This is a genomic window from Nitrospira marina (assembly GCF_059568365.1).
In genome coordinates, this window is sequence record NZ_JCANTH010000001.1 from 1704750 (window position 1) to 1730614 (window position 25865).

The window sequence follows — 25865 nt, forward strand, 5'->3', positions numbered from 1 at the left end:
CAGACGCCAGCGGAGAAACTCCAACCAAGTGATGAAGGGACCGGTTGGATTCAAGCCCTATACATATATTTAATGATGTAGGTTTGTGAAAAAATCTATGTTTGCGTGCATAATGTCAGAATTTGACGTAAAGTCATTTATTGTGCTATACAAAACAGTAATGGCTACCTCAGAAAGAAAAAAACGAGAGTATGCACAGCGGGAAACGCTGATTATCGACACTGCCAGGCACCTGTTGTTGGAGATTGGCTATATCGAACTCAACATGGACCGAATTGCGGAAATTACCGAATATTCAAAAGGAACGATTTATCAGCATTTTTCCTGTAAAGAAGAAATTTTAGTCGCGATGCTTATCCAATCCGCCCAGAAATGTGGCACGTTTCTCTTGAGAGGGTCCCAGTTTCAGGGCACTCCCAGGGAACGAGTGGCTGCTATGGCTTTGGGATACGATTTGTTCATTCAGCTTAATCCTGATCATTTTAAATCAAAACTATTGCTTCAGAATGAATCAATTAGGGGAAAGGCCTCTCCGGTTTTCCAAAAAAACTTGGAAAAGGCCGAGCAGGATAATATCGGGATTGTCGCCGGAGTTTTACGGGACGCTGTTAAAGAAGGCCACGTCCAACTTCGGAAGGGGGTGACCATTGAGGAGGTTACCTTTGGATTGTGGACCGGGGCTTATGGAGCCTTTGTGCTCATGTTTTCCGAAGTGAACTTGGAAGCCCTTGGAATTTCAGATCCGAGAAAAGCGGTGTGGGAAAACATCCATGCCTTATTGGATGGGTTTGGCTGGCATCCGTTTTTTCATGAGCTGGATTGGGGAGAAACCAGGAACCGCATCCTGAAAGAAATTTTTCCACACGAGTGTCATCAAGCAGGCATGGCTTAGGAAAGACTATTTTTTTGGGAAATAATGACTAAAAGTCAAAAATTGACTCATGAACATATTAGGATCAAAACGATGACTCCAAATTCTCAACCAAAATATTTTTATGCCCTCACTGAGACCCAACGCATGTCCATTGAAAAGGGTTTTATTTGGTTAAGTGAAGATACTTCTCCATTTTCCAGGAAATTGTATGACCGCCTTTTAGAGGAACATCCGGTCATTAGGAAGCCTCTCATGGCCACAGGATTTCAGGAATTTCAAAACGCCTTTCTAAAAGGTTTTGAGGCAATGGTTTCCGCCTTACAGACAGGCCGGCATATTGGGTCGGCATTGCAGGAATATTGGACGTTTCCGATTGTGGAGCTCACGCCGGCTATAGAAAGAAGGCGGTTTAACAGACTGGCAGAGACCTTTTTGAAGGTCGTTGCGGAGTGTGTGGAGGATGCCTGGTGTCCGTCCGTGGAGGAGGCTTGGAGGGTGGCAATCAAGGAAATGGAACGCGAACTTGTGGACCCCGGTGATTGAAGAACCTCTTACTCAGACACCGAAGGCCCGCCTCTCACGTTTTTTCTTTGGACAATAGAGGGCTCCCCTTGGAAGAAAAGATGGTGAACGGGTAAAATGAAAGGAAGGAGTGGCGTGATGAATTCAACAGCCAGAACAAACATTTCCAACCCAATTCTACTGTCATTCATTCTTTTGTTGCTGTCGTGGTCGTGCTTGGGAATTTCTTCGAAGGCAGAAGCGATGTTAGTCGACGGTAACATTGTGGGCGAAAAGGAATTCGGTCCCATGCCTGATCTCACGGAAAAGAGCACAGCCAGATTGCGAGATTCCCACAGATTGGAAAGGAAATTATTCGACGTCCCGCTCCTTCAGGAGGCTCCTCCGAAATACGACTTTCAGTGGAAACATGGTCCAAATTTTTCTCTCAAAGATCCAGGGATGTTACCGGGAATCCAATTGGGCGTTGAAATGCACAGTTTTCAGGCTTTGGAAACGGTAATCCCCGAAGGAAGCCTTCCGAAAGAAATTCCCGTAAACCGTGACCGGCTGCCGCTGGTTCTTCCTCCCTCCGTCACTGGTCCTGACTATAACGGAGGATTTCTCCGGTTCACCTGGTAAAGTCCGAAATTAATTTTTCTTCTTGGGCCGCCGGGGCGAAATAAAGATCCACTTCTTCGCTTTCATCAAACGGGATGGTGAAGTCTCCAAGGAATTCGGCGAAAGCCGTCCTGAACCGGCCAAAAAAAATTTGGAAGATCTGTATTCACGTCTCAAACATAAAGCCGATTGCACCGGCACACCTCTTGAACCCGGCAACTCAATCTTTCAGTTCCAAATCTGAATACTTTTGAAAATATCCGGATCGTTGATTGAAATTTCTCGCGTATGTCGGGTTTTCCGGATCTTCTGTGGCATTCGCCACTGTGACGCGTATTATGTGGTAGGCTCCGCAAGGAACCAGGAGAACAAGACACCTCAACTCTGACACACAAACTCTGACACACATGAATCAGGGTCCGGACGAATTACCGAAAAGAGCCACCCGAAAACGTGTATCTGTATCCATTGACGGGATCACCCGAAAACGCCAGACAGGTCTTTCCGGGTTACATGCACACCAACAACGGGCTGTGCGAGCAACCAAGGTTTTATAATACGCTCACCGCCAACTGTACGAACGTCATTTGGATGCACACGCGTTTGAATCCCGGCCATGTGCCATTTTCCTTTAAGATCCTGTTAAGCGGGTACACGCCCGCCCATCTCCATGAACAGGGAAAACTGGGCACCGGTTTTTCTCTTGAAGACTTGCAACGTCGTTCACACCTCAATGAGGTGGCCTTACCAGCCGATCGGGCTCCTGACTTTTCCCGGCGCATTCGTCCCCATCTTTTCTCCCCCTGATTTCCGCATCCAGGACTCTAGCCGGTTCCGGCGCTGCGGCCATGGTGTTCTGTCGGTTTTAACCGAATCGAAGGTCAGGGTGAATCGCTTTTTCTTAAGCGTTTACTTTAATTAGTGCCTTTGTTAGGCTGGCTGCCGCAAATCCAGGCGAAGATATGAGAGTGTGCGTTCGATCGCTTCGCATTCACCATCTACTTACAACCAAGGGGTGTTATCTTATGAAGCCGTTCATCATGTTTGTCGTTGCCGCTGCTATTACGTTTGTGACTCCAGCATTTGCGGAGAATGCGCAAATCACCAATTTGCAAATCCTGATCGATAAGGTCAAAGCGGATAAGAAGCTGCTCATCGCCAGCAATATGGATTTGACGGACAAAGAATCAAAAGATTTCTGGCCCCTGTATGAGGGGTATCAAAAAGAACTCGAACATTTAAATCAACACTTGGGCGGACTCATCAACGAATATGCGGAGGCCTACAATAAAGGGTCCGTGCCCGATAAAGTGGCCAAAGATCTCATTAACGAATCAATCAAAACCGAAGGGGCGGAAGTCAAAATGCGAAGGGAGTATGCCGAAAAACTCAGCAAAGTGCTGCCCGCTCATAAAGTCGCGCGGTACCTGCAAATGGAGAATAAAATCCGGGCGGCGATCAAGTTTGACCTGGCTGCGAATATTCCCTTGATGGATTAGTCGAGGATTCAGCCATGGTTTCTGGTTTTTCCTTCAGCGGGATCGTATAGGTTGGATCTCTCGGTTTTGTGCCGACCGGACCGGCTCGCTCCTCCCTGATGGAGGGGGCGAGTCGGTGATCCGAGTGTAGTCATGTGTGAACCAATCCACGAAAATCCTTGATTCAAAATGTGTCGGTGGCAGTCTTTACCCAATTTTCTGAAAAGAATGGCTATGGACGATGGCGAGTGTGCAAGTTAACTGCCGATGGTTTTGTACCGGAAGGGATTGGGAAGACTGTCTGTCTGATGGTATTTTCCTAAACTTTGGAAGCTTCTTGAATCACCACTGTTCGAGTGTACTGTTGCGTGCGGAGTTGTTCAGTTGACGGTATGGGACACCACGTTACCGTGCCTGTTATTCCTCGTATTTTTTGAATGCTGATATCGCTATAATCCCGATAAAGACAACTGCCTTTTACGAGCATCTTATCAATCTTAAGCGAGGGGAGAAGCGTAATGATCCGTTTACCGTTACATGTGGTTCTCATCCTGTTGGTGGGTGTATCGGGTTGTGCCGGCACTCAGCAGACCCGGAGTGTGGAACAATCAGGATTTCTCGGAGACTATTCCATGTTACAGGAAGGGAAAAAGGACGAAACCCTTTTGATCTATAAAAATCCTCAAGCCGATTGGAAAAAATACCAGAAAATCATTCTTGATCCCGTCACCCTCTGGATCGGCAAGGACTCCCAATTGAAAGACGTGTCCGCGGAAGATCGTCAACGGATGGCGGATCTCTTCTGGGTCAAATTGCATGATGCCTTAAAAGACGATTATGAAATCGTGACCACACCCGGTCCGGATGTCATGCGTCTTCAGGCGGCCATTACGGAAGCCGAAACCTCCAATCCCGTTTTGGATACAGTGTCCAGCATTGTTCCTCAGTTGAGAGTCTTAACCGGAGTCAAAGGTTTCGCGACAGGCGTTTCCGGTTTTACCGGTTCGGCGAGTGTGGAGATGAAAGTCACGGATTCCTCGGACAAGACTCTGCTGGCCGCTGCGGTGGATCGCCGGGGAGGGACGAAAAGTCTGAGCGGAGTCACCAATTCGTGGCACGATGTCGAGGAAGCCTACCGGTATTGGGCGGAAAAAGTACGCTGGCGGGCATGTCTGCTTCGAGGTGGAGAAAATTGTGTGGAACCTGAGGCGTAAGGGCCAGGCATTCCCAACAAGATCCGGTCATATCATCGTGTGATTCACTGACAAGGAGATGGCTATGAAAGGCGTGCCCTGGTGGTCCGGTTGCGTGATACTTACTTTGGCGTCCTGTGGTGGAGGAAATCTTCAGCAGATGGATGCCACACCGTATGCTCAAATGATCGAGCGTCCTAACGGGGAGTGCCCGCATTCCAAGATTGAACAAGGTCTTGTCAATAAACATCCGGAGACGACGGTCATGGTCACCGTTGCCGAGATCACAGGAGACAAGGTCATCACGACTTCCCAAATACCGGTGAAAGCCAATCAAACGGTGTATCTCGGGTGCGCCTTCCTGCCGTCCGGCCAGGATGCGGCTCGAAGGATTCTCGACGTCCAATTTGAATAAGCGATTCCAGGGCCATGTCCGAATCGTGGCCCTGGACATTCCGGCAAGGCATCCTTCACATAAGGAACAATTATGAATGTCTGGTTTGCGGTGAAATTCCGATTGTCTATTCTGTGTCTATTCTTGATAGGAACATGGCTCCTGCCTTCATGGGCTCAAGCCGGAGGACTCTTTCTGACCGAGATCGGGACTCCGGACGTGGGACTCGCTGGAGCGGGATGGGCGGCCCGCGCACAGGACGCATCAACCTTATTTAAAAATCCCGCCGGCATGTCCCTCCTGGAGGGCACACAATTTCAGGGTGGCGCCCAGCTGTTATATGGAGATATTGGATTCACCTCCGACGGCAAATCTACCCCGACCGGCGGCGGCGGCGGGAATCCCATCGATGTGTTTCCGGGAGCCAGCGGATTTTACGTGCATCCCCTGGGAGATGATTGGAGAGTGGGCTTTGGCATATTTTCCAATTTCGGGCTTGGATTGAAATATACGGGGGAATGGGTCGGTCGCTATTACGTGAAGGATGCGTTGCTGGCCGGAGTCAGCTTCATGCCCACGGCAAGCTATCGGGTGAATGAATACCTGTCTGTCGGCGGAGGCGTCAACGTGATGCTTGGCGCGGTCAAACAAACCGTTGGTATCAACAATCTGGGGAGTACCAACGATGGACAAATGCAAATCAAAGATCAGGCAGTCGGGGTGGGAGGCAATATCGGTGTGATGTTTACGCCGACACGAGGGACACGTTTCGGCCTCACGTATCAATCGCCTATTGATTTGAATTTTTCCGATAAACCGAAGTTCTCGAATCTTGGTCCTATCGGCACCGCCCTGCAGAATAACGGGCTGCTGGATAATAAACTCGATGTAGGTATTACCGTCCCCCAATCGCTGATGTTCAGCGCCTACCACGACCTGAGCAGGCAGTGGGCAATCATGGGTGATTTCGGATGGCAGGACTGGTCTGAATTCGGGAAGGTGGATATCGGCGTGAATACGGCGAATCCCACAAGCGTTGTCGCCAACCTGAACTATCAGGATACCTGGCATGTGGCGTTTGGGACCCAATATCGCGTGAATCCCGCATGGGTGCTCTCATCCGGTTTTGCCTATGATAGTTCCATGGTGAAGGATAAAAATCGCACCCTCAGCCTTCCTGTTGGCGAAACCTACAAATTCGGGCTGGGAGCCCTCTGGCAAACGACGCGAACCATCAATCTTGGTTTTTCCTATGAACTGACCTGGGTGGGAGATATGCCGGTTGATCAAAATCGTGGGCCACTGGCCGGCCGGGTATCCGGTGACTTTAAGAACACGACCCTCCACTTTTTTGCATTGACCGTCACCTGGGGAGAAGGGGTTATGATGGGGCCAGGAGGAGCCTAACGCCACAATCCTTCGGGAGCGCATCCGTGACCAGGTCGGGGGAATGGTTCGCTGATGGGCTCGGAACGATTTCTCCATTCAACGCTTCGATCCTGACTGAATGAGGGAATCAATGCTTGTGCTGTTCCCTTGGGTATCGGGTGAAGGGGGCGTGACACACCACCACGGATTATTCAATATCTTTCCGATACTCCCGTAGCCCGCGTTCCTCGTCTAACCGTTGTCGAAGTTTCTTGCCCCAATAGTCAAAGATCTCCAGCACCGGTCCCAGGGAATCTTTATCATGGGTGATGAGGATCTCGGAGCTCATGCGCTTTTCCACATACGCCACCAGTCGTTCCCGGCTCTGAGTATCCAATATTTCGACCTCAATAGCTGCCTCTCCCTCCAGGGCATTCATGCCGGAAATCTTTTCGGAAGCCCGGATCAGAAGATCATTGGCCAGCGGAAGGATATGGTCCGGCGTGGACACTGCAGGGCGTTCCAATAATACGTCCGTCAGGGCTGCTCGAAGCCGAAGGACTCCAGGACCGGGATCTTTCACAATCACATAGCCTCCCGCCAGTGCCCGGCTCATACTATCCTGGAAACCCAGAGCCAATTTCCAGGCGGTTAAGGCATCAAGACCGCCATACTCAGAATCTTGGCTGGGCCAGATCACCAGGGGATCCAGAATAATGTGGTCGTATCCTTTGAAATTGACACCCGGCTTCCGATAACTCCAGGCACCGCTGTCATCCGGCGAGGGACGAAGGCTGGTGTAATCGGTTAAAAATCCGGAAAAATTCAACGGCTCGATTTTGGGAGCACATCCGGAGAAGCTGACGATCACGCACAAGAGCACACTCAGCCGTTGTAATTGCGGAAAGGTGTGAATCACGGTATCCTCATTTTTTTGAGATCGAAAGTTGACGAGTATATCCCGTCTACTCCATAAAGGCCATATTACGGCCGCACTTCAAATCAACTCCATCGAGAACACGAGGGTGTCCATTTTGAGGGCATGGTTTGTGGTTGGTATGAGTAACCTGCTCTTGTCTGGAGGCACGGTCGTGCGGTCTGTCACACACGAAGCCACCGGGTGACGTTGAACCGGGTTTGGGAGAACACGGATGGGTCCCGAAAACACCGCCCAAGTGATCTGCCGGGAGTATGTATCTTGAATCGGGCTTTGGTTGTGACGAACGGCTCGTGATTACCATTTCACTCATGATTCAGTAAGGATGGAACGAACATATGAATTCAGCATTGCATGATCAGACCATTGCGAAGGAACTGAAGATCTCCGACAAGCAGGTGGCAGCCACGGTGAGCCTGCTGGATGATGGTGCCACGGTGCCGTTTCTTTCACGGTATCGCAAAGAAGTCACGGGCGGGTTGGATGAAGTCGTGATTACCGCCATTCGGGATCGTATCGCGCAGCTTCGGGAATTGGATAAGCGGCGGGACGTCATCCTGGTCTCGCTTGAGGAACAAGGCAAACTCACCGATGCGCTGCAAGGGCAGGTACTCGCGGCCGCGACCATGACCGAATTGGAAGACATCTATTTACCCTTCCGCCCCAAACGCCGCACGAGAGCCATGATCGCCAAAGAGCGTGGCTTGGAGCCGTTGGCGTTGAGCCTCTGGGCGCAAGAGGCCCAATTGCACGTCGAAACCGAGGCGAAAAAATATCTCAACCCGGAACTCAGTGTGGAGACCGTGGAGGACGCGTTGGCCGGCGCGCGCGATATCATGGCCGAATGGATCAGCGAAGATCTGCAGGCTCGCGCCTCCATGCGGGCGCTGTATTTGGAGCAGGGGATCTTTAAAACCACTGCGGTGCGGGGGAAAGATGTTCAAGCCAGCAAATATCGGGATTATGTCGAATGGGAAGAACCGGTCGCCAAGGCGCCCTCACATCGGGTGCTGGCCATGCGGCGTGGAGAAACAGAAGGGTTTCTGACCTTTCGGGTGATGGTGCCCGAATCCGAAGCGCTATCCCTGCTGCATCGCCTCTTTCTCAAAGGAAAAGGACCGGCATTGGAACAGGTCACTCTGGCGATCAAGGACAGCTTTACCAGGCTCTTGTCCCTCTCAATGGAAACCGAAACCCGCCTGGTCACCAAAACCCGCGCTGATCAAACGGCGATAGAAGTGTTTGCGCAAAATGTTCAGCAACTGCTCATGGCTCCACCGCTGGGACAGAAGACCGTGCTGGCCATCGATCCCGGCTTTCGCACCGGATGTAAAATGGTGTGTCTGGACCGCCAGGGCACCTTGCGTCATACGGAGACCATCTTTCCGCATCTGGGAGCAAGCGGGGCCGCCAAAGCGGGAGACACGGTTGTGGAATTGTGTCAGCGTTTTCAGGTTGAGGCGATCGCGGTGGGCAATGGGACGGCCGGGAGGGAGACCGAAGCGTTTCTCCGCGCATTGAAATTGCCAACCGCCATCCCCATTGTGATGGTCAACGAGAGCGGCGCGTCCGTGTATTCCGCATCCCCGGTCGCACGTGAGGAATTTCCCGATCACGATGTGACGGTGCGTGGCGCTGTCTCGATCGGGCGACGGCTCATGGATCCCTTAGCCGAACTGGTGAAGATCGATCCCAAGGCCATCGGCGTCGGGCAATATCAACATGATGTCGATCAGGGCATCTTGAAACAACGGTTGCAGGATGTGGTCATCAGTTGTGTCAATCGGGTAGGGGTGGATGTGAATATGGCGAGCCCACAACTACTCACGGCCGTCTCCGGTGTGGGTCCGCAACTTGCTACGAATATTGTGGCCTATCGCCAGGAGCATGGCCCATTTGCCAGCCGAACCGCCTTAAAGAAAGTCCCGCGCCTGGGAGCCAAAGCGTTTGAGCAAGCGGCCGGATTTTTACGCATCACCGATGGCGAGCATCCGCTGGATGCCAGCGCCGTGCATCCCGAACGGTATGCCGTGGTCAACGCGATGGCCAAAGACTTAGGCTGCACCGTGAAGGATCTCATGAAGGATCCTGCCCGGCAACGCACGATCGATCTCACTCGATACATCACCGAGGACGTGGGCAAACCGACCTTAATGGATATCCTCACCGAGTTGGCCAAGCCCGGCCGTGATCCGCGCCAACAATTTGAAGCCGTAAAGTTTGATGAAAGCGTGCAATCCATCGAGCAGGTCACGCCCGGCATGATCCTGTCCGGGGTGGTGACCAATGTCACGGCCTTTGGCGCATTCGTCGACATCGGTGTGCATCAGGATGGTCTGGTGCATATCAGTCAACTCGCAAATAAATTTGTCAGTGATCCCAACACGGTGGTGCAGGTCAATCAACAGGTCAAAGTCACCGTGCTGGAAGTCGATGTGCCCCGCAAGCGCATTTCGCTGTCGATGAAAGCGGCGGCAAACGGGAAGTCCTGAGTCGCGGTGGTCATGTCTCCTTGTCCTTATTGGCATGCTGAGACCTTTCGACTCCACGCAGGCAGGCTCTACGAAGCGTCTCGCTGAGCAGCATGAGTGTTAAATGTGGCGCGAGTGAAGGCTGATATTTGGCTATGGTGTGAGAACAATTCCTGTGTGTCAGAAATTGCCGGGTCTCGGCCCGGCAGCCGAGGTCCTTTTCTTTCGGGAAAAGGACCCAAAACCATTGACGCCCCGTCTGGCATATTGAAGGGGAGTGACGCCAACCCCTAGAAGAGCGGACCAACTCGCCGGGCTCAAACACGGTCCGCCAACGGATAAGAGCGTCCCTCCCTGGGCCAGCCGGTAGGCGTCGGACCATAAGAAGACCAATTCTTCATGACAACGGGATGTGTAGCGGTTGATGCGGCCCACGGGTTGAATGGTCTGGAGGGTATCCCGGATAAGGGATAGGAAGATCAAACCTCCGGGCACTTGATCAGCGTCGTGCTCTCACAAGCGGCGTACCTGGCTTCTAGGGGTTGAGCAAGCCGTCGTATTGCCAGTCGCGATCTTTACAATTAATCCTTCACCTCGATGGGTCGCATGTTATTCGGCAGGCAATCGGGAAGCTTGTCCTGGTGGATCTGGAGAGACCTACCTCTTCAGCGAATCGCCGCGCAGATATCCCGGATGTGGCCGCGAAGCCAGCGATGCGCGAGATCGGCATCCAGCCGGGGGTGCCAGAGCAAGGAAACCGTCACCTCCGGGGTGGAGAACGGAAGGGGAAAGCTCTGCATGCCGGTCCGCAGATTTCCGGTGTGTCGTTCGGGAACACTGGCGATCAGGTCGGAACCCCGGGCGAGCGCTAGCGCGGCCGAAAAGCCCCCGACGATCGTCACGACCTCCCGTTTCAGACCCAAAAGCTCCAAGGCCTCATCAATCGGTCCCTTGTCGAGACCTCTCCGCGAGACAACGACGTGCTTTCCGGCAGCATACCGGGAAGGCGTGATCTTCCCCTTGCTCAGCGCGTGCCCTTTTCGCACGACGCCGATAAACCGGTCGCGAAACAATGCCTGCGCGCGCACCTCCGGAGCCGTCGTGTCAGCCACCACGCCGGTTTCCAGATCCACGATCCCGTCGCGAAGTGGCGTGCTGTCTTTGTTGGGCTTCTGTACAAAGCGCAACCGCACGCCGGGCGCTTCCTTGCCGATGCGGGCAATGAGAGCCGGTCCGAAGTTCTCCACAAAGCCTTCGCCGGTCCGGAGCGTGAACGTCCGGACGAGCTGTGCGAGGTTGAGCTTTCCGGCGGGGCGCAACACCGCTTCGCCGTCCTGCACGAGCTGACTGACCCGCTCGCGGAGTTCGAGCGCCCGAGGGGTGGGGACGAGACCGCGTCCGGCCCTCACCAACAGCGGATCGCCAATCGTCTCACGCAAGCGCGCCAGCGCGCGGCTCATCGCCGATGGACTCAGCCGCAACCGTCGGGCTGCGCGCGCCACACTCCCTTCCGCGAGCACCGCATCAAGCGTGATCAGCAGATTGAAATCAGGGGTCGACATGCAGGGATTGTAGCATAGTTTTTTTCTGATGTAGCGTCTCATGCACGAATACAGTGCAAGTGGTGCGTCTTCCGCCAGGTCACCGCAGAGAGTATATTTTGGAACATGACAGGTTGAGAGTGGCCAAAAACGCGGAGGGTAAGGTGAAGACAATTATTGCGAAACAATCTACGGTCGTCCATGAAAATGCGGAGCAGAAACCAACGGTACGATGGGCGCTCGTCAGCCTTTCGCTCTCCATGTTGCTCTCTTCGCTCGATACCAGTATCGCCAATGTGGCTTTACCGACATTGGCCCGGGCGTTCACCGCCTCCTTCCAGGAAGTCCAGTGGGTGATCCTCGCATATCTTCTCGCAGCTACGACCCTGATCGTCAGCGTCGGACGGCTCGGTGATATCATCGGCCGGCGCCGGCTGCTCTTAGCCGGAATTTTCCTCTATACGGTAGCCTCGGTCCTGTGTGCTGTTGCGCCCACATTCTGGTTGTTGATTGCCGGGCGGGCGGCGCAGGGCCTCGGTGGGGCTATCATGATGGCGCTCTCCATGGCGTTTGTGGGTGAGACGGTTTCGAAGGCCAGGACCGGGAGCGCCATGGGCCTGCTCGGCACGATGTCCGCAATCGGCACGGCTCTTGGCCCATCGCTCGGCGGCGTGCTGATCGCCGGATTCGAATGGCGGGCCATCTTCCTCATCAACCTACCCCTGGGGATGCTGACTTTTCTTCTCGCGCAGCACTATCTCCCCGTGGATCGCCGCGGGCCGGAGCCGGATCGGGCCGGATTCGACCATGTGGGCACGTTTCTGCTGGCGCTGACGCTCGCGGCCTATGCCCTCGCCGTGACGCTCGGTCGCGGCAGTTTCGGTGCCCTCAATCTGGCGCTGCTCCTGGCTGCGGCCATTGGCGTCGGGCTCTTTGTGCACGTCGAGGCGAGAACCGCCTCGCCGTTGATCCGATTGGCGGTGTTTCGCGATTCCCTGCTGAGTGCAAGCCTCGCCATGAGCGCACTTGTCACCACCGTGGTGACGGCGACGCTCGTCGTCGGGCCGTTCTATCTCTCTCGTGCGCTCGGGCTCGATGCGGCGATGGTGGGACTTGTCCTATCGGCCGGGCCCCTGGTCGCTGCGCTAACCGGGGTGCCCGCCGGGCGCATGGCGGACCAGTTTGGCGCACCACGCGTGGCGATCGTCGGGCTCATCGGCATGGGGGCCGGTTCCGTCATCCTGGCCGTGCTGCCGGCGACACTCGGTATTTCCGGCTACCTCGCTCCCATCGTTGTCATCACCGCCGGCTATGGGTTATTCCAGACGGCCAACAACACCGCCGTCATGACCGGTATCAGTCCGGACCAGCGGGGCGTCATATCCGGCATGCTCAACCTCTCGCGCAACCTCGGGCGCATCACCGGGGCATCCGTGATGGGTGCGGTGTTCGCATTCGCCTCGGCCACGATCGACATCACCACGGCGCCTCCAGTGGCCGTGGCCAGGGGTATGCGAATCACATTCGCCGTCGCCGCGATGCTCATCCTCATCGCGCTCGCCCTCGCAGTCGGCATGTACCGCCGCACAGCCGGTAGTCGGGGAGTGGCTCCGGAAGCAGAGTAGCAGGCGAATGAAAACGTTTCGGGATGAATCCGGGGTGTGTCACCAGAAAACAACTCGATACACGACAGGTATGCCTGCCGTCCCATTCCCATATGTGTTTCCATCCGATAACATTGACAAGGTATCCGTAACACCACCAATATCCAGGCTGGAAGAACCTCCACATGAACAATCTTAAACGTATCCTCATCTTTACGGTCAGTGTGTTTCTTCTCTCCTTTGGATACTTCCTCTCTCCCTATCCGAATCGGCCCGATGATCCCGAGCACGAAACGTTTTTGCGCGAAATCGGGGAAGGCTTCGGGACGCTCGGCCTCTGGGCACTGGGCATTATTTATGGGAGAACGTTGTTGAAGTTGGCGTGTGGCCAGGGTGGCCTCCTTCAGCGACTTGTCCCGGACGAATACGACATGTCTGCGATCCCGCCATTCAGCACCCTTCTCAATGTGTTGAATCGCACGCACGTTTATGTGGGGATTGCGGCCATCGCGGTTATCTTGTTGCACATCGCGATGCTCGGCCTGCACGCCGACATCTTATTTTTTCCGGCCGTCCTGGCGCTGGTGGTGTGGCAGGGCATGTTTGGATTTTTTCTGACATGGCGATATTCTCCGCAGGATTTGAAAAAGTTCTCCTATTTTGTGCATGCGCAATTCGTGACCGGCATCATGATCGGCATCTTTTCGGTATTTGGACATCTGCTGCTCGACGATTAGTCATTGGGCGGATCAACACGGGAATGTTTCAGGTGAGATCCCTATGGCCTCGAATGGGTATGGGCCATGTCACTTACAGTCGGACCGGGCTGCATGAATAATGAGGAAAGGGCCTTGTATGGCGTGGACGGTCTATATGTTGGAATGCGCCGATACCAGTTTGTACACCGGGATCACCCTGGACTTGAAACGTCGTCTTGACGAGCACGCGAAAGGGAAAGGGGCCAAATATACGAAACACCGTGGTCCGTTTACCGTGGTGTTCACCGAACGTCAGGAGACAAGAGGCCAGGCATTAAAAAGAGAAGCCGCGATTAAATCCATGAAGCGAAAACAAAAACTGACCTTAATCGGGACTCGAAAAAACGATCGGTATTCATTTTCCCCTCCGTCGTGCCCGACGGGAGTCAACAGATCCGAGTTGTCATTCTGAGCTTCCTGTCTCCTTGGCATCCTGAGCCCCTTCGACTCCGCTCAGGGCAGGCTCGTCGAAGGATCTGTGCCCAAGGTACCGCACATCAAACCCATCTCTGCCTTCAGCCCCGCAAGTTGTAGTTGGGAATTTATCTTCGCTTCGTTTGACTTCCCATTTTTTCTGCCTTCCGTCATGCACCAGGCTTGTGGGCACCCATCCTCTCGCTGCCATCATCCTTTATCAAAAAAGAGCTGGATCTCGTCCCGGCAGACGAGCCACTTTTGTTTCGGCAAAAGTAGCCAAAACCATTGATGCCTCGTCTGGCCTCATTCGATGAAGTGAACGCAAGCTTCAGGAGGGCGGACCAACTCGCTCCGCTCAAACAAGGCCCGCCGTTTCATTAGAGCGTTCACTTCTGGGGCTAGCCGCCAGGCAACCGTGTTGGGGAATAAAAATGGGAGGAAAAGAATTCGGAGTACAGGTTAAGGTGGGAGTATGGGTGGGTGGAAGGCCTGACTTCAAGCTCTGGTAGGGGAAATTAAAGGAAGGTTTACCGAAACTACCACCTTCAGGTCGGCCATCCGGGCTGACGCTCAAATCAAGAGGCGGCCCTTGTTTGAGCGGAGCGAGTTGGGCCGCCCTTCCTAGACCTGCGTCAGCATGATGTAATGAGGCCGACCTGGGTGGAAATGGTTTTTGGGTCCTTTTGCCGAAACAAAAGGACCTCGGCTGCCGGGCCGAAACCCGGCATCTAAAAGACAAGTTTCATCCACCTTCGATTTACAAAACTTTTCCCACAAGAACCCACAGACAAAAGTGAACCAGCCTAGACAACCAGGAAGGTAGAAAATGGGCTGGGAAGATGTGTGAATAGAAGGTTCCGATCCCAAGCCTTGAGAGGAGAAATGGAAGGTAGGTGTCTCTAAACTATCACCTACGGGTCGGCCAACCGGGCTGACCTTCAAATAAAGAGGCGGGCCTTGTTTGAGCTTGGCGAATTGGTCCTACTTCTTTTCTGAGTGCAACCGGCACCGGAGAAAAGGCGGGCAGTGTTTGAGCCCTTCGAAAAATCAGGACAGGCTCCGCGAGTTGGTCGTCCTCCATGGACCTGCCTCGGCACGCATTTGTTTTGACCCGACGCCTGCCGGTTGGCCCAAAGGAGGGATGCTCTTACCATCTGGCGGACCTTGTTTGAGCGGAGCGAGTTGGTCCGCTCTTCTCAGGGTTGGCGTCCCTCCTCTTCAATGAGGCCAAACGGGGCGTCAATGGTTTTGGCCACTTTTGCCGAAACAAAAGTGGCTCGTCGCACGGGGGCGAAACCCCGCAGAAAAAAAGTAAGCCATTCTAAATAAGCAAAAAGGTAGGCAGTGAACTGCGAGTAGATGTGAATGTAAAACCTGCCCTCAAACAGATTCAAGACCAAACAAACGTCCCAGATTCACCCCGGCTTATGATAGCCATACACCCGGTTTAACACTTCCGACAAAATTTCTTCATGTTGCGCCTCCGCTTCATCCCAGGTGGAGCAGCGGCGGCACGTTTGATCAAGATCGCCACCAAACACCATCGTTTCGAACAGGAGAGGGGGGCCGGCAAAGAATTGATGATCAATCCCAAGGAACACGGTAGACACCTCAATGTCTGCGACCTGTGTGTGACTCACAACCCGATCAGCTGTTTCCACCCATTCGCCAAATTCCTTGGCACTCGAAGCGGGAACGACGACCTGATTGCGTAAAATATAGAATCGCATGCTCAGACCTCCCGGTTAGATTCGACGCCACCGTGGTCTCTTCCTCTATAGCATACGACATGATGCCAATCTCTGGCCTTCCACATCAACCTGGGCACGGAATTTCCTATCTGCCAGTTAATCGTTGTCCCGGTTTGGGAAGATTAAAGACTATGTTGGTCTAACCTTTTTGCTTCGGCATTTTTCTCATAAACCCGGGAAACACCCGGATTGCGCGATAGCTCCTGGAACGTCGCACACCACGCGTCATTTTGGTTGCCTTGGCGAATAAATGGCCCGGATGGTGTGGGCAATGATGACCCAGAAAACGGTACACCGATCACAAATGGTCGTTGTCCTCTAGTGTTTTGTCCTCAACTCTTGAAATGCGGTATGTTCTTAAAGTGTTTTTAGGAATGCTATTCCTCGGACTTCAACATTATCTGTTTAATCAAGGAGTTGATGGCATGAAACACTTTTCGAGTCTAGTGGTGGTGGCGCTCTTTTTATCAGGTATCGCATTGGGAAAGGATCTTCCCGCGAACACCGCCAAGATCGCGGAGGGGGTGTATAGCTATGGAAATCCGGCCAACGGCTATTTTTCGATGTTTGTGGTGACGAATGAAGGCGTCATCGCCATTGAATCCGTAAGTTCGCAACACGCCCGCGGCATGATAACGGCGATCAAGGAAATCACCGATCAGCCTATTCAGTATCTCTTGCACAGTCACAATCATTGGGACCACGCGAGTGGCGGGCAAGTCTTTCGTGATGCCGGAGCTACCCTCATGGCCCATGAGGAGGCCTACGCATGGATGAAGGCAAACACGGGTCCGGATATGATCGTTCCAGACAAAAGTTGGCAGGGAAATCGAAAAGATATCACTCTTGGCGACACTGTCGTTGAATTACATTATTTGGGGATGAATCACGGTCTCGGCATGACCGTATTTCTTCTTCCGAAAGAAAAAATTGCTTATGTGGCCGATCTCGTGGTCCCGAATCGGGTCATGTTTAATATTGTGCCAGATTTCAATATTAAAGAATGGGAGCGATCGTTAAAAGTCATTGAACAAATGGATTTCGACAAAGCTGTCTACTCACACAACCATAATGCCGATCCTTTACAAGGGGGCACCAAGCAAGACGTGAAGAATTATATCCAATTTATTCAGGACTTACGCGGAGCCATTTTTGCTGAATTTAAAAAGGGTACCAATCCAATGATGGTTCCCAATGTCGTACAACTTCCTAAATACAAAGATTGGGCAATGTATAAAGAATGGTTGCCAATGAACGCCTGGCGAATTCTCCTCGATGAATGGATGGGTCCATTTCCCTGGATACCTGAACACTAGTATGCACTTATTGGCGCGCCGGTGATGAGTGAGACCCCATTTTGGCGATTTCCTTCAAGGCCCGCAGGTATGGGTGCTGCACAAAAAAGCCGGACACATAACCGCACTTGACCTGATTATATCAATGTAAAAACCTGGGTCCCCACAGGGCTGTCCACACATAATTGTCCTTGGCCATCCATCCCAAACGCCTCATGCCCGACATTCGTCCTCGGACATCCATTCTCATCTTTGTTCGACCGTTCCCGTCGGAATCGACGGTGAGAAGTGGAGCAGGCTTAACAACGGATGATGTGGGACAGGGCGTGGGGTATGGGTGCCTGCAAGGCGGAACTCCGATCTCCCTCTTCATGAAGAAGAAAACGAAAGCCGGGTTGCGTCTCATGAGGTATGGATGACAATATGGGTTTCTTTTTTTTTAGAATGCCGGAAGATCAGGTTGCTCAGGCCCGTGTGTGGCTTGATGACCATCTCTATTCACTCACAAGAGGATGACCCATGACTGAAGAACAGAAGCCCGTGTTTACCATAGAGAAAATCTACGTGAGGGATATGTCCTTGGAAGTCCCCAATGCACCCGGCATTTTTCGGGAGGGTGGAGCCCCACAGGTTCATGTCGAATTGAAGACGCAACATACTCGTGTGGAAGAGGGCATGTATGATGCGTCCGTGACGGTGACCGTGACGGCCAAGGTTAACGAAAAAATCATGTTTATTGTGGAGGTGGAACAGGCCGGCATATTTCGGATTCAGCATGTCCCCGAATCGGAAATGGGACCGGTGTTAGGGATCGGGTGTGCAAATATTCTCTTTCCCTATGTTCGTGAGTCGGTGTCTGATGCGGTGACGCGGGGAGGATTCCCGACCGTCATGCTCAACCCGGTGAATTTTGAAGCCCTGTATCAACAGCAGCAACAACATCAACAGAAGCAGACGACGCCCGATTCCGCAGCCACCATCCACTGAGGCAGCAGCTTTCCGGGCGAAGTGTTTTCCTGAAGGGAGCGGGGCACTAGCGTATTGAAGGGTTACATCACGAAAGAAATCGGCAATCCGTCTTTCCCTCATTATTATACTCGTAGGAAGAGAGCAGGCAGGTATCAAATCCTCCGTCATCCCTGTCCGGTTGTAACCGGTAATCTATCTCCATTCTCTAAGCCGATCGAGACCAGAGAAAACAGAAAAGCAGAATTCCCTCGCGGTGCCACACAATATCGGCCAATAGAGGTGGGGGAGGAGGTTAGGGGGCAAGGTGGGAGTGATATGTGAATGGAAGCCCTGACCCTGCAGCGCGAACAGTGTTTTTTCCGTAGTCCGACGCCTTCCGGCTGGCCCAAAGGAGGGACGCTCCTAATCCGCGGGCGGACCGTGTTTGAGCCTTGCGAGTTGGTCCGCTCTTCGCTTGATTAGCGTCCCTCCTCTTCAATGAGGCCAGACGGGGCGTCAATGGTTTTGGGTCCTTTTGCCGAAACAAAAGGACCTCGGCTGCCGGGCCGAAACTCCGGCCTCTAAAATGCAAGTGCCACAAAGACCCGCAGAGGAATACAACATTTGACACCGATTGTGAAAGACAGGAGAGTTGAAGGAAATTAAGTGGCAGGCGTGGTTCAAAAACCTCACCACCTCATCTGTCGACTGAGATAAGAAATCAGACGGCTTAAGTTTGATCATTTCGTAGTGTTGTCAGCAGTTTTTCGACAGACCTGGAGATGTCTGGGATTTTGTTCCGGGCCACATCCCAGATAATGTGGACATTCAAGCCAAAGTAGCCATGGGCGATCACATCACGAAATGCGGCGGCTTTGGACCATTCAACCTCCGGCATCATTTCTTGGACGTCTCTTGGCAAATGTTTGGCGGCCTCGCCGATAATTTCCAAATTGCGGACCACGGCATCGAAAACCAGTTCATCACGTTGGAAGGTTTCCAGTGTCAGGCCGTTGGTATAGCGAAGCACTTTATTGGCGGCTTCCAGAATATCCTCAAGGAAAAACGTCCAATCACGCGACACGAATCAAATCCTTTTCGATCAAAGAACGCATGCGAGGCTTCACGGTATCCTCAAGGACCAAATCGACATTTGTCTGAAAAAGATCCTCCAAATAAAACTTGAGATCCATATAGGCATCGAAGGTGGGGGAGGACTGAAACTCCACAAGAACATCAATATCGCTTCCCTCATGCATTTCATCACGGGCGGCCGACCCGAAAATACCCAATGTCTTAATGGCAAATCGGCGAACGATTTCCTCCCGCCTGCTGCCCAATAACGAGACAAGATTCTTGTGGTTCATGACATCGCCTCCACATGAAAGTATGCGCCCTGCCATCAAAAAAGATGTCAGAGCCTTCCAGGCACCGATAGGTGTCTTCTGTCAATTCATCGTCATTTTTCTGGCTGAACCTTACCAAAAACGATTTAGGTTAGCATTATCACAATTTTTTGGCAGATCGTCTGCATGTGCCGAGGGCACACTCGGTCGATGCGAAGACCCATCCTTGCACCCAATAGAGGCATCCTTAACCGTGGTATTTTCCCTTTGCAAAGGCGGTGGGCCATAACTATGTGGCCTACCGGACAACTGTTATGGGACATTCATCTTCATGCAGCCATGAACAATGCGGAGTAAAGACCCCGGCCAAAAGGCGAGCCATCCCCGTTCGATATCCTGAGAGGCCAGGACCTTTCTTTAGGATGATTCCCGGACGAGAGCAGTCTGGCAAAGGAAAAAATAGGTTGTCATCCTGAGCAGCAGCGAAGGATCTGTGCCCAGCCTCATCCCGCGTATCGAAACATTACGCCCTTCCGTCCTTCCAGGTGGTCGTCAGTGGGGAGGTTGCGGGCAAGGTGGGAGTGATATGTGAATGGAAGCCCTGACCCTGCAGCACGAACGTTGTTTCTTCTGTCGTCCGACGCCTGTCGGCTGGCCCAAAGGAGGGACGCTCTTATTAGCTGGCGGACCGTGTTTGAGCCCTGCGAGTTGGGCCGCTCTTCAAAGTTGGCGTCCCTCCTCTTCAATGAGGCCAGACGGGGCGTCGTTTTGCAAGGTGCGTCTCGCGGAGCGCAACCGTTGTTTGGTCCTTTTGCCGAAACAAAAGCACCTCGGCTGCCGGGCCGAAACCCGGCGCATGATTGTTCCCAAATCAATGGTCGAAAGATTTAATCCTTAGTGGCATCGCGGTTGGCGGCTTCAAATAACCGCATTGCACTCGCGTCCCAGAATGCCACCCATAACCTTCGTGTTCTGAAATGGCGTACGGCGCGCCACCTCCTCGGCCCGGATACCGATTTGCCGCCACCCGTGTTGTTGCAGATAAGGAATCGACGTCCCGAAGTACACGGTGGCCATGCCGGCCAGTGGGAGAGGCGGAGTAGGAGTCAACCAAAGGCATCCCCCACGACTTCAAGGGGTGGCTATTGTAAGAGTTCGTCGGGTTTCATCTCGGGACGATACTGAAGTTGCAGGCCTTTCAAGAAGTTCCGCAAAATCTGGTCTTGGCATTGGCGATAGTGTTTATGATCAGGTCTGCGAAAAAATGCACTCAGCTCATGCTTGCTGATACGAAAATCAGCCAAAGCCAATATCGACAAGATGTCATCGGCTTGTAAATTGAAAGCGATTTTCAGTTTGACGAAAATAATATTATTGTTGAGCCGTTGTTCCGGTTCAACCTGCGCGCCATCCTTCTTGCCACGCTTATCGTTAATCAACCCATTGAGAAACGTGGCGAACATGGGGTCAGGACATTCCACAAAATCCAAATCATCATCTTTTTTTAACCACGCACTCACCTCTGCTCGTGTCACGGTCTGGTTGGCCTGAGCAAAGACATCAATCATTTTAGAATCACTAAAATCCAGGATGTAGCGAATTCGACGCAGGCAATAATTATTGTTCATGTCTGTGTTCCCGTGACTTCATGGTTCTCTGTACCACGAATTGGTGAGAGTTGGTTTCGAATTTTCTCATCAGCGAACGCGATCGTAGCACCGGCCATTTGGCCTTGTTGAATAAATCTCAAAAATCACCGGAATATACACGAGAAAAATTTAAGCATCAGCAGCTGACGGGAATGTTCAAAAACGTCATCCAGCAAGGCCACAGCCATTTTGGCGCCCGGAGCGTACCCTCAGTACGTGAGCACGACAAAACGGCGAGAACGCCGCTGGTAGCTTTTTTCAACATTCCCATTATGTTCCTTCGCGTGTGCGTGTCGACTTTCCCATTAAGCAGGACAAGCCCAGGCCAGAAGCAGTGTAACGTATGAAGGCATGACCCGACCACCAATCCAATAAAAAGTCAGAAACTCCCTCGTCCTTGTAGGGGTTTGTTTCGAAGCGGAACTCGCGCCGCCTGTCCTGAGCGAAGCCGAAGGGCTTAAACAGTCCTCGCCGAATCTCCGCAGTTGGCTGCGCTCCTCGGCCACGCCAAAGGCAGGTTAAGCTCTGAGTCAGGAAGAGGCGGCCAGAGAAAATCGAAAAGAAGAAGTCTCTCCCACTCCAACACGATGTTGTTCAATAGAAATGGGGGAGGCGAGGAACGGAGAAGTGTGGGTGCAAGGGAGTAGGTGGAAGTGATGTGTAAATGCCCGGCCTGACCCTGAGTATTTGTCTTTTAGAAATAGAATTTTGATCCTCACAAGTTTAAGGAGTCATCATAGATCTCATTTGTGAAAGGGTAATTAAGCGCCCTTTAAAAGATTTCGGCAATATTCTAAGGTACCGCAAAACTCAAATTGGTTATCTGGAATATCCGGAAAAACCTCTCGGTAGACTTCACGTAAAGCCCCTTTAGCTGAATCATCGTTAGCTCGGTTCACGACCCAAATCTTTGAGTTATTATTTTCATTTAAGTGACGCAATCCCTCACTAAATAAAAACCTAGCAGCTATATCGGTACGTGGAAATGAATACCCAATAAATACAACCTTATTGGCTGTGGAAAGTTTTTTAAATGCCAAACTCCAGAGAAGTCTCATCATTGGCTCTGCAGTCAGGGCTGATTTCAATAAGACGGGCAAGACAATAAGCCGTTCATCCTTCAAATGCCTTTCGATGAGGTTTTCAGGAGGAAAAGGAAGTTGTTGCAATAACTCCTTTGGAGGATACCACGATTGAAAGTGGATAATTGAATGGACATCATAAGGTGGAGGTGCTCCAAGTCGTATTCGCCAATTAATTGAACCATGCAATTTCAATAAAAGCATGGAAGTTTCTTCCATTTTATAATGTTGATCTTCCACTAATGAATCAGCCGGACGACAAAAAAATCCATATCCTCCATCGGGATGCCAATAAGGTCGATATTCTCTTCTTAGAAAAACTTCTTTATGCTTCCATAAAGCCTGATCTAGAACATCGTCATAATTAAAAGTAATACAATCAAATTTATTCTCTATGCAGTAATCTGCGAATTTTTGTAACAACTGATCAGGAGGATAATCCTTTATGGCATTTTCAAGCCCTTTTATAAATTGGTCTTTAACATGGTGATATAGGTGATCAAGTTCCTGAATTCCTTTTTCTTGAAAATCATATGGCATATGACCATCAAGACGAGTCATTAATCGCTCAATATCTATACCGTTCGACCCTTTGCTCTTTAATTCTGCATTCAAAATGCGGTGAGCAATTGGAAAATGTTTTTCATCAAATTGCTCTATAAGAGGACCTATATCAAAATCTCCCACCAGAAGAGGAGCTTTTGGTAAAAACCCTTTAGAAAAACCTGCACCCAAGACGAAAATTGTTTTTTCTTCCGGCATAAAACCCGTTCCTTACTTAGGACTATCCTTTGCAACCCTATAAATTTTGGTTCAGATATACTTGGTTATTCAAACTAAGAAACAACAATGGTAGATGGTTGCCACAAATCTCAATTTCTATCGTTCAAATTCGGATTGGGCGGTGGTGAATTGAATTTCTAGTCGATCGCAGAGGGCCATGAGTTAATCCACTTTGGCGACGATGCGGCGTTGTTCGGCGAGGACATTTTTATTCATAAGGATTGAGGTACATATTTTACGAGTACCTTGCCTTTCGAATATTTTTGACTCTTTAGTTGATGGAAAAAATTCAGGACAGATGGTGCGAATGTGCCCTTATGATTTATGGCAACGACTAGGCGGAGTTTCTCACTTTGGCTGGATACTTGGTTGGGAGGGAATGGCATAAACCTGTTGGGGGAGTCAGGTAATATCCAAGGTTTGGAAATGTGTTCATTAGTAAATCCTTGGGGATCGTACATCAGAAGTGAAATGAAGTACAGAAAAAAATTGCTTTGGGAGACTGAGGAATAGTTTGAGATCCAAATAGAAAAAATTTTAATAAATCGGATAAGGTTCCTCGACAGGTTTCTTCCAGAAATTCTGCAGAGGTAAATTGATACGTGTGCCGCGAAATTTCGAGGGTGATTGTTCAACATTCTAAGAACCAGAATTGAGGAAATTTCTTTTGAAGTTCTGAGGAATTTATGATTGGTCTAGTTTGGACTCGCGAGGTGGCCTTGAGATTTCAATGGTAAGGTGCCGGGGTTCGTCCCGGCGGCCGAGCCACTTTTGTTTCGGCAAAAGTGGCCAAAACCATTGACGCCCCGTCTGGCCTTATGGGAGGGGAGGGACGCCAATCTTTTGAAGAGCGGACCAACTCGCCTGGCTCAGACAAGGTCCGCGAAATGCGAAGAGCGTCCCTCCCTGGGGCCAGCCGGCAGGCGTCGGAACACAATGCAAGCGTACTGAGGCAAAACCACGGAGGGTGGTCCAACTCGCGGAGTCTATCCTGAGCCAATGCCGAAGGGCTCAAACACTGCCTGCCTTTTTTCCGACGCTGGTTGCACTGCTCGGCCATGTCACAAGGCCATGGGAGCCTAAAGAAGAATAGGGAATCAACTCGCTCTGCTCAAACAGGGTCCGCTAAATGCTAAGAGCGTCCTTCCCTGGGGCCAGCCGGCAGGCGTCGGAGCAATGGTGAGTCTGGTTTTCTTTCAGGGAGGACAGGTTAAAAGGGGAGGCCGAAGCCTGCTGTGAAATTCATCCCGTCTTCCGAGAATCCGAAATCGGCGCGAAAGATGGCCGCACGCTCCAACGTGAACCGGGCGCTGACCCCGTAGCTCTGGCGCACGCGTTCCTGGAAGAAATCTAATCCGTTCTTTGCGACACTGCCGACTTCGTAGAAGAGCGCCAGCCCAAGGCGCTCGATCCGAAGATATCGCCAGATGGGGAAACCGCGTGGGAGGACCCAGACGCGATATTCGGTGGCCGCAGCCCAGGCCGCATTATCCCGCCAGCGACCGGCGATGTACCCGCGTAGCACCCGGCTGCCGCCGAGGGTCGGCCGCGCAAAAAACGGCAGGTCGCCGGAGCTTAGTTGGCTCTCGAGGTGGAGCGCGATGGTGTCGGTCGGCGGGTGCTCTTCGTCTTCGCCTCCTCCATCGTGAAAGAGCCCTGGAACGGGGATCAGCTGGTCGCCGAAGAGTTGGTAGATCGCACCCCGGTTCCAATCACTCTGGAGTAGCGCGGCATCGACTCTCCCGCCCAGGACCGTCCCGCGGTAGGGATTGCGCTGGCTGTCACGCGTGTCCCAGCGAATGCCGCCGCCCACCCACCCGAGACCATAGGGATCCGCCTCGGCGAAGAGCCCGGGAAACTCGGTGTCGGTTTGCCCGGCGCCCCCAACGCGGCCCCGGCTGAGCCAGTGGTGTTCCCCTCGCACATCCAGCTCGAGGACGACATCTTCCAACGATCCCTCAAGCGACTCCGAGAGACCCAGTTCGAGAAAGGCGACCTGGTCGGTATAGCTTGTCTCCTGACTTTCCTTGGTCGATGGCCCGATCCCGAAGAAGCGGCTGGTCAGCGTCTTGCGATATCCCCCGCCCGCGCTTACGAAACTGCGTTCTTCCTGGAGCACGCCACCCGTGGGAACTTCGAGATGCTTGAGCCACCGTCGCCACCGCAACACATAACTCTGTTGGCCCTCGGTCGTGTGGGAGAGAAAGGCCCCAAGGAATTCACGACGACGTTGAGCACGGAAATCGATGTCGGTGATTGCCACGCCCAATCCGGCGCCGACAGCGGAGTTGGCGAAGAAGAACGGAAGCAAGAAGCTCGAGACCAGGAAGCGCTCGAAGAACCCGCCGGGCTTGAGTCGGCCCTCGGGGATATAGCGCCAGCGTTCGGGCTTGGTGACAAGAGCGGCTTTGTCGATCCTGGGAATCCGGCCATTCTGGTCCAGTCCTCGATAGGGGTCGTAGGCTACCTCCTTCTCGACCGCGGCAGAAGCGGGAACGCTGTTTTCGGCTACTACCGGAAGCGGGAAGAGGAGGAGCATCGGCAGGACCCAGAATATGTAGAACGAGACGCAGCGGATTCGACGACCATTCATCATTCTATTTGTCGAAACTTTCGATGGATATTTTTTCTGTCCCATTCGCCTGATGTGTCTTGATCAGGTGCGAATTTGATTCATCAATGAACCCGCGACCATGCTACCCAACCCATGAAAAAAAAGTACAGAATTATTCTTGATGAATGTTTGGCGATGGGGTGTTGGGGGTGAAGCGTATCGAATCGCTAGGGCATCCGTTGAAATTGGGTGTTTTAGAATCTGACGGGGTTTCGTCCCCGGACGACGAGGTCCTTTTGT

The 25865-nt window shown here is 52.2% G+C and carries 24 protein-coding genes; 14 read left to right on the plus strand and 10 right to left on the minus strand.

The window, feature by feature from the left end:
* Positions 1–160 precede the first annotated feature (160 nt).
* The 8 genes from LX98_RS06945 (at position 161) to LX98_RS06980 (ending at position 6468) form a co-directional block, all read left to right on the plus strand.
* Entirely contained in the window at positions 161–892 is a 732-nt protein-coding gene (locus LX98_RS06945; RefSeq protein WP_496428214.1) for a TetR family transcriptional regulator, read from the plus strand.
* A gap of 72 nt (positions 893–964) precedes the next feature.
* The gene (locus tag LX98_RS06950) at positions 965–1417 is read left to right on the plus strand and encodes a globin family protein (protein ID WP_496428215.1); all 453 of its coding nucleotides are present in this window, start codon (positions 965–967) and stop codon (positions 1415–1417) included.
* Positions 1418–1531: 114 nt separating this feature from the next.
* Positions 1532–2017, plus strand: coding sequence for a hypothetical protein (locus LX98_RS06955; protein ID WP_496428216.1), 486 nt, complete (start codon positions 1532–1534; stop codon positions 2015–2017).
* 390 nt (positions 2018–2407) lie between these two features.
* Positions 2408–2803 carry a lipoprotein N-acyltransferase Lnb domain-containing protein gene (locus tag LX98_RS06960; RefSeq protein WP_496430576.1) on the plus strand — a complete coding sequence of 132 codons (396 nt, stop codon included), beginning with the start codon at positions 2408–2410 and terminating at the stop codon, positions 2801–2803.
* A gap of 218 nt (positions 2804–3021) precedes the next feature.
* Positions 3022–3495: a hypothetical protein gene (locus LX98_RS06965; protein WP_496428217.1), complete on the plus strand. Its 474-nt coding sequence runs from the start codon at positions 3022–3024 to the stop codon at positions 3493–3495.
* A 497-nt stretch (positions 3496–3992) separates the two neighbouring features.
* Positions 3993–4688, plus strand: a complete 696-nt coding sequence (locus LX98_RS06970) for a DUF3313 family protein (RefSeq protein WP_496428218.1) — start codon at positions 3993–3995, stop codon at positions 4686–4688.
* A gap of 64 nt (positions 4689–4752) precedes the next feature.
* Entirely contained in the window at positions 4753–5082 is a 330-nt protein-coding gene (locus LX98_RS06975; protein ID WP_496428219.1) for a hypothetical protein, read from the plus strand.
* Between the two features lie 72 nt (positions 5083–5154).
* On the plus strand, positions 5155–6468 hold the full coding sequence (locus LX98_RS06980; protein ID WP_496428220.1) for an outer membrane protein transport protein: 1314 nt from the start codon (positions 5155–5157) through the stop codon (positions 6466–6468).
* Between the two features lie 169 nt (positions 6469–6637).
* Here the strand turns inward: LX98_RS06980 and LX98_RS06985 are convergent, their stop codons facing one another.
* The gene (locus tag LX98_RS06985) at positions 6638–7348 is read right to left on the minus strand and encodes a DUF3313 family protein (protein WP_496428221.1); all 711 of its coding nucleotides are present in this window, start codon (positions 7346–7348) and stop codon (positions 6638–6640) included.
* 356 nt (positions 7349–7704) lie between these two features.
* Between LX98_RS06985 and LX98_RS06990 the strand changes: the two genes are divergently transcribed.
* Complete coding sequence (locus tag LX98_RS06990) at positions 7705–9858, plus strand: helix-hairpin-helix domain-containing protein (RefSeq protein ID WP_496428222.1); 2154 nt, start codon at positions 7705–7707, stop codon at positions 9856–9858.
* Between the two features lie 159 nt (positions 9859–10017).
* Here the strand turns inward: LX98_RS06990 and LX98_RS06995 are convergent, their stop codons facing one another.
* Both LX98_RS06995 and LX98_RS07000 read right to left on the minus strand, forming a co-directional pair.
* Complete coding sequence (locus LX98_RS06995; protein ID WP_496428223.1) at positions 10018–10320, minus strand: hypothetical protein; 303 nt, start codon at positions 10318–10320, stop codon at positions 10018–10020.
* 182 nt (positions 10321–10502) lie between these two features.
* Positions 10503–11399: a LysR substrate-binding domain-containing protein gene (locus LX98_RS07000; protein ID WP_496428224.1), complete on the minus strand. Its 897-nt coding sequence runs from the start codon at positions 11397–11399 to the stop codon at positions 10503–10505.
* 143 nt (positions 11400–11542) lie between these two features.
* Between LX98_RS07000 and LX98_RS07005 the strand changes: the two genes are divergently transcribed.
* From LX98_RS07005 to LX98_RS07015, 3 genes are all read left to right on the plus strand, one after another.
* Positions 11543–13003 carry an MFS transporter gene (locus LX98_RS07005; RefSeq protein WP_496428225.1) on the plus strand — a complete coding sequence of 487 codons (1461 nt, stop codon included), beginning with the start codon at positions 11543–11545 and terminating at the stop codon, positions 13001–13003.
* Positions 13004–13167: 164 nt separating this feature from the next.
* Positions 13168–13719 carry a hypothetical protein gene (locus LX98_RS07010; RefSeq protein ID WP_496428226.1) on the plus strand — a complete coding sequence of 184 codons (552 nt, stop codon included), beginning with the start codon at positions 13168–13170 and terminating at the stop codon, positions 13717–13719.
* A 118-nt stretch (positions 13720–13837) separates the two neighbouring features.
* Entirely contained in the window at positions 13838–14152 is a 315-nt protein-coding gene (locus tag LX98_RS07015) for a GIY-YIG nuclease family protein (protein ID WP_496428227.1), read from the plus strand.
* 1420 nt (positions 14153–15572) lie between these two features.
* On the opposite strand, the gene LX98_RS07020 is transcribed toward LX98_RS07015, so the two are convergent.
* Positions 15573–15887, minus strand: a complete 315-nt coding sequence (locus LX98_RS07020; RefSeq protein ID WP_312642032.1) for a hypothetical protein — start codon at positions 15885–15887, stop codon at positions 15573–15575.
* Between the two features lie 446 nt (positions 15888–16333).
* Here LX98_RS07020 and LX98_RS07025 point away from each other — a divergent pair, with 446 nt between their 5' ends.
* Positions 16334–17224 carry an MBL fold metallo-hydrolase gene (locus tag LX98_RS07025; protein WP_496428228.1) on the plus strand — a complete coding sequence of 297 codons (891 nt, stop codon included), beginning with the start codon at positions 16334–16336 and terminating at the stop codon, positions 17222–17224.
* Between the two features lie 498 nt (positions 17225–17722).
* Positions 17723–18190, plus strand: a complete 468-nt coding sequence (gene secB, locus LX98_RS07030) for a protein-export chaperone SecB (RefSeq protein WP_496428229.1) — start codon at positions 17723–17725, stop codon at positions 18188–18190.
* A gap of 691 nt (positions 18191–18881) precedes the next feature.
* Here secB and LX98_RS07035 read toward each other — a convergent pair.
* From LX98_RS07035 to LX98_RS07060, 6 genes are all read right to left on the minus strand, one after another.
* Positions 18882–19235 carry a HepT-like ribonuclease domain-containing protein gene (locus LX98_RS07035; RefSeq protein ID WP_496428230.1) on the minus strand — a complete coding sequence of 118 codons (354 nt, stop codon included), beginning with the start codon at positions 19233–19235 and terminating at the stop codon, positions 18882–18884.
* Complete coding sequence (locus tag LX98_RS07040; protein ID WP_496428231.1) at positions 19225–19518, minus strand: nucleotidyltransferase domain-containing protein; 294 nt, start codon at positions 19516–19518, stop codon at positions 19225–19227. The genes LX98_RS07035 and LX98_RS07040 overlap by 11 nt, the downstream gene beginning before the upstream one ends.
* A gap of 897 nt (positions 19519–20415) precedes the next feature.
* Positions 20416–20607 carry a hypothetical protein gene (locus tag LX98_RS07045; protein ID WP_496428232.1) on the minus strand — a complete coding sequence of 64 codons (192 nt, stop codon included), beginning with the start codon at positions 20605–20607 and terminating at the stop codon, positions 20416–20418.
* Between the two features lie 32 nt (positions 20608–20639).
* Positions 20640–21125 carry a DUF1456 family protein gene (locus LX98_RS07050; RefSeq protein WP_496428233.1) on the minus strand — a complete coding sequence of 162 codons (486 nt, stop codon included), beginning with the start codon at positions 21123–21125 and terminating at the stop codon, positions 20640–20642.
* A 782-nt stretch (positions 21126–21907) separates the two neighbouring features.
* Positions 21908–22990: an SIR2 family protein gene (locus LX98_RS07055; protein WP_496428234.1), complete on the minus strand. Its 1083-nt coding sequence runs from the start codon at positions 22988–22990 to the stop codon at positions 21908–21910.
* Positions 22991–24221: 1231 nt separating this feature from the next.
* Positions 24222–25649: a BamA/TamA family outer membrane protein gene (locus tag LX98_RS07060; RefSeq protein WP_496428235.1), complete on the minus strand. Its 1428-nt coding sequence runs from the start codon at positions 25647–25649 to the stop codon at positions 24222–24224.
* Between the last annotated feature and the right edge of the window lie 216 nt (positions 25650–25865).

Coding starts and splice junctions, on each gene's coding strand:
- LX98_RS06945 (WP_496428214.1), top strand. CDS start 161: ATGGCTACCTCAGAAAGAAAAAAACGAGAGTATGCACAGCGGGAAACG.
- LX98_RS06950 (WP_496428215.1), top strand. CDS start 965: ATGACTCCAAATTCTCAACCAAAATATTTTTATGCCCTCACTGAGACC.
- LX98_RS06965 (WP_496428217.1), top strand. CDS start 3,022: ATGAAGCCGTTCATCATGTTTGTCGTTGCCGCTGCTATTACGTTTGTG.
- LX98_RS06970 (WP_496428218.1), top strand. CDS start 3,993: ATGATCCGTTTACCGTTACATGTGGTTCTCATCCTGTTGGTGGGTGTA.
- LX98_RS06975 (WP_496428219.1), top strand. CDS start 4,753: ATGAAAGGCGTGCCCTGGTGGTCCGGTTGCGTGATACTTACTTTGGCG.
- LX98_RS06980 (WP_496428220.1), top strand. CDS start 5,155: ATGAATGTCTGGTTTGCGGTGAAATTCCGATTGTCTATTCTGTGTCTA.
- LX98_RS06990 (WP_496428222.1), top strand. CDS start 7,705: ATGAATTCAGCATTGCATGATCAGACCATTGCGAAGGAACTGAAGATC.
- LX98_RS07000 (WP_496428224.1), bottom strand. CDS start 11,399: ATGTCGACCCCTGATTTCAATCTGCTGATCACGCTTGATGCGGTGCTC.
- LX98_RS07010 (WP_496428226.1), top strand. CDS start 13,168: ATGAACAATCTTAAACGTATCCTCATCTTTACGGTCAGTGTGTTTCTT.
- LX98_RS07015 (WP_496428227.1), top strand. CDS start 13,838: ATGGCGTGGACGGTCTATATGTTGGAATGCGCCGATACCAGTTTGTAC.
- LX98_RS07020 (WP_312642032.1), bottom strand. CDS start 15,887: ATGCGATTCTATATTTTACGCAATCAGGTCGTCGTTCCCGCTTCGAGT.
- LX98_RS07025 (WP_496428228.1), top strand. CDS start 16,334: ATGAAACACTTTTCGAGTCTAGTGGTGGTGGCGCTCTTTTTATCAGGT.
- secB (WP_496428229.1), top strand. CDS start 17,723: ATGACTGAAGAACAGAAGCCCGTGTTTACCATAGAGAAAATCTACGTG.
- LX98_RS07040 (WP_496428231.1), bottom strand. CDS start 19,518: ATGAACCACAAGAATCTTGTCTCGTTATTGGGCAGCAGGCGGGAGGAA.
- LX98_RS07050 (WP_496428233.1), bottom strand. CDS start 21,125: ATGAACAATAATTATTGCCTGCGTCGAATTCGCTACATCCTGGATTTT.
- LX98_RS07055 (WP_496428234.1), bottom strand. CDS start 22,990: ATGCCGGAAGAAAAAACAATTTTCGTCTTGGGTGCAGGTTTTTCTAAA.
- LX98_RS07060 (WP_496428235.1), bottom strand. CDS start 25,649: ATGGGACAGAAAAAATATCCATCGAAAGTTTCGACAAATAGAATGATG.